Here is a 5992-nt window from a genome sequence, read left to right as displayed (position 1 = left end):
CTGCGGGCCTTCGCTGCCGACTACACGTATCTGATCCGACATCTGTCGACCTGGCTGGGCGTGCATACCGCCGATGCCGCGGCGTACGCCGAAATCCTCTACGCGCAGGACAAGGGCGCGCCGCTGACCCCGGAACAGTTGGCGCGCCGGATTTCGCTCTCCTCGGGGGCTACGACGACTCTGTTGAACCGACTGGAGGCAGCGAACCTCGTTGTGCGCAGCCGCGAGCAGCGAGACCGGCGGGTTGTGACTTTGCGCAGCGCCCCCGCGGTACACCGGGAAGCACCCCTGTTCTTTGGTCCGTTGGCCGCTCGCATGGACGCCGCGATGAGTCAACAGGACTCCGACTTCCGCGCACGCGTCGTCCACTTTCTCGGCGACGTGCACGACACCATGACCAGCTTCATCGACGAGATCGACGGTTTGGTCCCCCCTCGCTCCACGCCCCCTCGAGACGGCTAACCGGGCCAGTCCGGCGATCCGCGTGTGGGCCAGCCCACCGGTCCCGGCCCCGTCACAAAGTCGTCCGCCATTTCAAGTGCGGCAGCGCCCGGCCCGTTCAACGTCGACCGCGAGCGCGCACTGCAGGCCCATCGGCGCCTACAGTCCATGAAATGCAATGTGGTGGCGGTCGGCCACGGCGCGCCACACGTCGGCGGAACTCCGCGCACGGATTAATCAGCTACACAGCACAATTGGGCGCAAGGCCGTGATCGACTAGAGCGTGCTGACACCACTCCGCAGGTGCCGCACCGCACGGTGCCTGTCGCGCATCACCGACGACACCCACCCGACGACTGCCGTCGTTCCTCTGGGCGTTCCCGATATTACTTCATGCTAAAGTATCTTTATCAGCGAGCAATCAGATACTCGCATTCCGTGCACGTGAAGCTGGGAGCCGCAGTGGCAACGAATCTAAGAATCTTGGTCTCCGGTGCCAGCATCGCCGGACCGGCAGCTGCGTACTGGCTAACCAGGGCTGGCAACGACGTCACGGTTATCGAGCGGGCCGATGCGGTGCGCACTGCCGGTCAGAACATCGACGTACGAGGAACCGGCCGGGAGGTGCTACGGCAAATGAACCTCGAAGCAGCTGTCTTGGCCCGAAACACCGGCGAAATCGGAACCAGCTTCGTTGATGACTCCGGCACACCGATCTGCCGCTTCCCGGCCGCAACCGAAGATGACGACGGGCTCACCGCCGAAGTGGAGATCTTGCGCGGAGAACTCGCCGAGTTGGTCATCAAGACGGTGAGTGACGACGTCGACTTCCGCTTCGGTCAACAAATCGTGGGCATCAACGACGAGGGTGATGGTGCACAGGTCACCTTTAGCGATCAGAGCACGGAGACCTTCGACTTGGTGGTCATCGCCGAGGGAACGTCTTCGCGCACCCGGCAGATGGTTTTCGGCGACGTCCCCAAACGCCAGCTCGGTCTCTACACCGCGTACGGCACGATCCCTCGCCAGGATGACGACAACCGTTGGTGGAACTGGTACAACGCTCCCGGGGGCCGATCAATCACCGTCCGCCCCGACAACAAGGGCACCACCCGTGTCGCGCTGTCCTTTCTGTCCTCCCCCCGCGGGTACGAGCGTGAACCCATGGATAGACAGAAGAAGATCATCAGGGACGTCTTCCACGGCGTGGGCTGGCGGGCTCCGCAGATTCTTGATCTCTTGGACGCCACCGACGAGCTCTATGTCGACTATCTGACGCAGATCTTCGCTCCCGAGTATTCCCGCGGATCGACGGTGCTCCTCGGCGACGCCGCGTGGTGCGCCACCCCATTGAGCGGGGTCGGCACAACCTTGGCCTTGACTGGCGCCTATGTCCTTGCAGGCGAACTGGCTTGGGCGCCAACGGTTGCCGGTGGGCTAAGGGGTTACCAGGAACAAATGCGCGGATTCGTTGATGCTGCGCAGAGCATTCCACCCGGAGGCCCTCGGTTGGCGCACCCGAAAACAGTTGCCGGAGTCAAAGTTCTACGTACCGCCCTGCGTGTGCTCGGGTCTCGCCCGGTGCGGAAGTTGGGCGGAGCGCTACCCACCCCGTCGACCAAGGCCAAGGATCTGCCGCGCTACCCCGAACTGGAGGCCATGCCATGACTCAGGTCACCATCCTCGACGAACGTCACCCCCTTCAGGGCTACCTCGCCGCGCCACGCGGACAGGGGCCATGGCCCGGGGTGGTCGTCATCCACGACGTCGGCGGCCTGAGCACCGACATCCATCGCATAACCGACCGCCTTGCCGGGGCCGGATTTCTCGCGCTCGCGCCCAATCTCTACCGGCCCGGAGCACGCCTGCGCTGCGTAGTCGGCATGACCCGTGCCCTATCGGCTGGCACCGGCAGGGCCGTCGACGACATCCTTGCCGCCCGCGACTATTTGAAGGCGAGCCCGGACTGCACCGGCAAGATCGGCTCGGTGGGCTTCTGTTTCGGTGGAGGATTCTGTCTGTTGTTGGCCCCCGGTGAGCACTTCGCGGCAGCCGCACCCAATTACGGCAACTGGCCCCCCAATGCCTCGCAACTCACCGACAGCTGCCCGGTGGTCGCCAGCTACGGGGGGCTCGATAAAACGCTACGTGGCGATGCTCAGCGGCTCACCGAGGTCCTCGATCGAGGCGGGGTCCCGTATGACGTCAAGGAATATCCGAACGTCGGACACTCGTTCATGAACGATTGGCGCGGAGCGCCTTTGCGTCTCAAAGTGTTCGAGTACTTCAAGGACTGGCGCTACTACGAAGCCGAGAGCGACGACGCCTGGGATCGCATCTACCGGTTCTTCGACGAGCACCTCTCCGCTGATGGGTGAAATCTTCCGGGAGTCATTGGTCGGCAGTAAGTTCTGAGCAGTTTGGTGTTGTCGGGCCCCCCGGCGACGCGGTCGGCGGGTTAGACCTGAGCCATGCCACCGTCGATGCAAAGTTCTGCACCTGTCATGAAACTGCTCTCGTCCGAGGCGAGAAACAGCGCACCATTGGCGATTTCCTCGGGAAGCCCGAGACGACCCATCGGGACAAGGGTGCTCATGTGGGCTCGGAGAGCGACTGGATCAAGACCGAAGTAGTCGGCTTGTCCGTCGATGATGAGCGTGTCGATCGGCCCTGGGCTCAGCACGTTGACCCGAAGGCCGCGGTCGCCGAACTCTGCTGCCCACGTGCGCGCGTAGGAGCGCACGGCTGCCTTCGCCGCGCTGTAGGCCCCTGCCCCGGGATTCCCCTTGAAGGCCGTGATCGAGCCCAGCAAGACGATCGAGCCGCCCGTTCGCAGAAGCGGTAGCGCCTTCTGGACGCTGAATAACGTGCCGCGGGCATTGAGGTCGAATGTGCGGTCGAAGTGTTCCTCGGTCACGTCCCCGAAGTTCATCCGCTCGATGCTCCCGGCGTTCGCAACGATCACATCGAGGTGACCGCTCTCCTGGCGGATGGCCTCGACCACCTTGTCGAGATCGCCCGACAGCGTGGCGTCCGCGGTGACCGTCGTGACGTCTCCGTCTATGGAGGCCTTTGCCGCTTCGAGCGCCTCCTGCCGTCGCCCCGTGATGTAGACGTGGGCGCCTTCACTTCCGAATCTCTGGGCAATCGCCAGACCGAGGCCCGCGCTCCCGCCAGTGACGAGGGCTACCTTGTTCGCGAGACGCATGCTTTCTCCTTCAGTCGAGACTGTGAGCGCCAGACGCATTGCCGTGCGCTGGGCGTGCACCACGCTAGGACCGGCCCGGCATAGAGGCAAATAGTGGCAACGCATACTCTTCATTGAAGATGCCTATATCTTGTCGAAGGTGGATCCGATGAACCTGCGCCAATACGAATACGCCCTCGCCGTCGCCGAGGAGGGCTCCATGACAGCGGCAGCCGACCGTCTGCGGGTCACGCAACCCTCCCTGTCGCAACAGATCGGCGCCTTGGAGAAGCACCTCGGGGTGCAGCTGTTCACCCGCACGCCGAGCGGGGTGACGGTGACGGTGGCCGGCCGGGCCTTCCTCACAGAGGCGCAGATCGCGACGACCGCATCCCGGCGTGCCATCACGGCCGCCCGCGCCGCCAACGGTGAACTAGCAGGCGAACTCATCATCGCCGTCCACATGGGTCTGGGAGCGCGCCAGCTGCCCCAGGCGTTGGGGCAGCTGCGCAATCGCCACCCTAAGCTGCAGGTGACTCTCCACGAGGAGCCCGATCCCGCGGACATGGAACGACTGCTGCGTCAGGGAAACCTGGACATGGTTCTGGTGCACCGCATCCCGGCCGGCTGCAGCTTCGACGTTCACCGCCTGGGCGAGGAAGCCTACGTCGCCATCTTGCCGAAGGGGCACCCGCTTCTCGCCGACGGCGCCGCCCTGCGCCTGGAAGACCTGGCGTCAGAGGGGTGGATCCGGTTCCGGGGCGCCAGCCTGCTCGACGACTACCTCGCCCGCCTGCTCGCCGGCGCGGGCCTCAGCCCGCACACGGTGGCCCGAGCGTCACAGATCTCCACCGCGGTACGGCTCGTGGCGCAGGGCTTGGGCGTCACCGTGGTCCCGGCCTCGGCCATCCCCGAAGGCTTCGAAGAACTGGCCTGCCCGCTACTGCCCTCCCTGACCGAACCCGTCCTCGTCGGCGTGCGACGCAATTCGGGGTTGGCAGAGACGGCCATGCTCGACCATCTCAACCAGCAGAACTGGTGCGGCACAGCCCTGCTCGGTCAGCCCGGAACTGCATGAGCATTCAAGGGCCGTCTCCGCGGCGGCTTCACTCGAAGTACGTCCACATGGTGTTGAAGTGCTCCCGTTCGCCGTGCGCATTCATGATTAGCTCGACCAGGTCGGACATGGAGATTCAAGCGAGGAAGCCGAGTACTTCGCCGGTGAAGTCGTGGATGTGTTGGAAGAGGAATCCATGGCCAGCGTCGCTGTAGAGAATTGCCTTCGCGTGCGGCAGGCGACCCGCCATGGCATAGGTGGCGTAGGCGTCGATCATGCGATCGTGCGCGCCGTTGGCGACGAGTACGGGAATCGTCACCTCGCTCAACCGGTCCCAGACGCTGGACCCGGTGGAGGCGATGACAGCCAGCTGGGCCTGCATGGTCTCCAGCGACACCGGAACGTGGTCGGCGGACAGAGTGCGCGCATCGAGCCTGCGCAGTGACTCCAAGCCCTGGGAACGCGCCGACTCGTTGTCGGGAAAGAAGAGATACAGGAAGTCGTCGTCATCGTTGACCGGCTTGGTGGCGACCTGCCAGATCTTCGGGTCCGGTTGCGGCATCCCGGGCACTCCGCCCCCTGGCGAGCTGCCGGCTACGATCAAGCGGCGCACCAGGTCGGGCCGCTGCAGCGTCGCCGCCTGCACCACGATCCCACCCAAAGACCATCCCAGTAGGTCGATTTCGGTCAGTCCCAGCGCGTCGACGAACTCGATCAGACCGCCGGCCAGGGCCTCCATGCTGGTGGGGGCGGCACCGTTGGTCTTACCGTGCCCGATGTTGTCGAAGATGATCACATCGCGGCCAGCTGCGAGCGGGTTCAGAAACGCCGGGTCCCAGTGGTCCATGGTGCCGCGGAAGCGCAGCGCGAGGATCAACGGGACGCCAGCGCCCGTTCCGAAGCGCCGGTAGGCGAAGCGCGCGCTGGGCGTTTCCACGTAATGGGTGTCAGCCTGGGGGGAAAGCGTCTGGGTCATGTCCTACGGTTTCCTATTCAGAGCGTCGTGCGTGGTGGTGTGTCGGATCTGCGGTGCGCAGGCTTGGATGGGCGTCCGGGCATGGTTCATGGAGATCTGACCCGGGTGATCGTCGTGGTCGTATGACCGAGCAGCGTGCGCCGTCAACCCGATAGGCGCACCGGAGCGTCGGCCAGGGTGTCCTCGTAGGTGAGGTAGTCGGTGTAGCCGTGTTCGGTTCCGCCCCAAAACGTCGAGCGGTCGTAATGGGTCAAGGGATAACCCATTTGCAACCGGCGGGGCAGGTCGGGGTTGGAGGTGAACAATCTCCCGAAGGCGACCAGATCGGCAG

At 64.5% G+C, this 5992-nt stretch carries 6 protein-coding genes and 1 pseudogene; 4 read left to right on the top strand and 3 right to left on the bottom strand.

Annotated elements, in window-relative coordinates; translation table 11 throughout:
* From ABW137_RS17265 to ABW137_RS17255, 3 genes are all read left to right on the top strand, one after another.
* Positions 1–462 (top strand): MarR family transcriptional regulator (locus ABW137_RS17265; RefSeq protein ID WP_526402122.1); only part of this gene is annotated, 462 nt, incomplete at its 5' end.
* A 441-nt stretch (positions 463–903) separates the two neighbouring features.
* Positions 904–2109 carry an FAD-dependent oxidoreductase gene (locus ABW137_RS17260; protein WP_526402120.1) on the top strand — a complete coding sequence of 402 codons (1206 nt, stop codon included), beginning with the start codon at positions 904–906 and terminating at the stop codon, positions 2107–2109.
* Positions 2106–2819: a dienelactone hydrolase family protein gene (locus ABW137_RS17255; protein ID WP_526402118.1), complete on the top strand. Its 714-nt coding sequence runs from the start codon at positions 2106–2108 to the stop codon at positions 2817–2819. The genes ABW137_RS17260 and ABW137_RS17255 overlap by 4 nt, the downstream gene beginning before the upstream one ends.
* 80 nt (positions 2820–2899) lie before the next feature.
* On the opposite strand, the gene ABW137_RS17250 is transcribed toward ABW137_RS17255, so the two are convergent.
* Positions 2900–3649 carry an SDR family NAD(P)-dependent oxidoreductase gene (locus tag ABW137_RS17250; protein WP_526402116.1) on the bottom strand — a complete coding sequence of 250 codons (750 nt, stop codon included), beginning with the start codon at positions 3647–3649 and terminating at the stop codon, positions 2900–2902.
* 148 nt (positions 3650–3797) lie between these two features.
* Between ABW137_RS17250 and ABW137_RS17245 the strand changes: the two genes are divergently transcribed.
* Complete coding sequence (locus tag ABW137_RS17245; protein ID WP_526402114.1) at positions 3798–4706, top strand: LysR family transcriptional regulator; 909 nt, start codon at positions 3798–3800, stop codon at positions 4704–4706.
* Positions 4707–4821: 115 nt separating this feature from the next.
* Here the strand turns inward: ABW137_RS17245 and ABW137_RS17240 are convergent, their stop codons facing one another.
* Complete coding sequence (locus ABW137_RS17240; protein ID WP_526402112.1) at positions 4822–5661, bottom strand: alpha/beta fold hydrolase; 840 nt, start codon at positions 5659–5661, stop codon at positions 4822–4824.
* A gap of 143 nt (positions 5662–5804) precedes the next feature.
* Positions 5805–5992 (bottom strand): annotated as a pseudogene (locus ABW137_RS17235) (hypothetical protein); the annotation flags it as partial.

The organism is Mycobacterium sp. (genome assembly GCF_040509115.1).
GTDB lineage: Bacteria > Actinomycetota > Actinomycetes > Mycobacteriales > Mycobacteriaceae > Mycobacterium.
This window is presented reverse-complemented; position numbering and strand designations above follow the sequence as displayed.

Coding starts and splice junctions, on each gene's coding strand:
- ABW137_RS17245 (WP_526402114.1), top strand. CDS start 3,798: ATGAACCTGCGCCAATACGAATACGCCCTCGCCGTCGCCGAGGAGGGC.
- ABW137_RS17240 (WP_526402112.1), bottom strand. CDS start 5,661: ATGACCCAGACGCTTTCCCCCCAGGCTGACACCCATTACGTGGAAACG.
- ABW137_RS17250 (WP_526402116.1), bottom strand. CDS start 3,649: ATGCGTCTCGCGAACAAGGTAGCCCTCGTCACTGGCGGGAGCGCGGGC.
- ABW137_RS17255 (WP_526402118.1), top strand. CDS start 2,106: ATGACTCAGGTCACCATCCTCGACGAACGTCACCCCCTTCAGGGCTAC.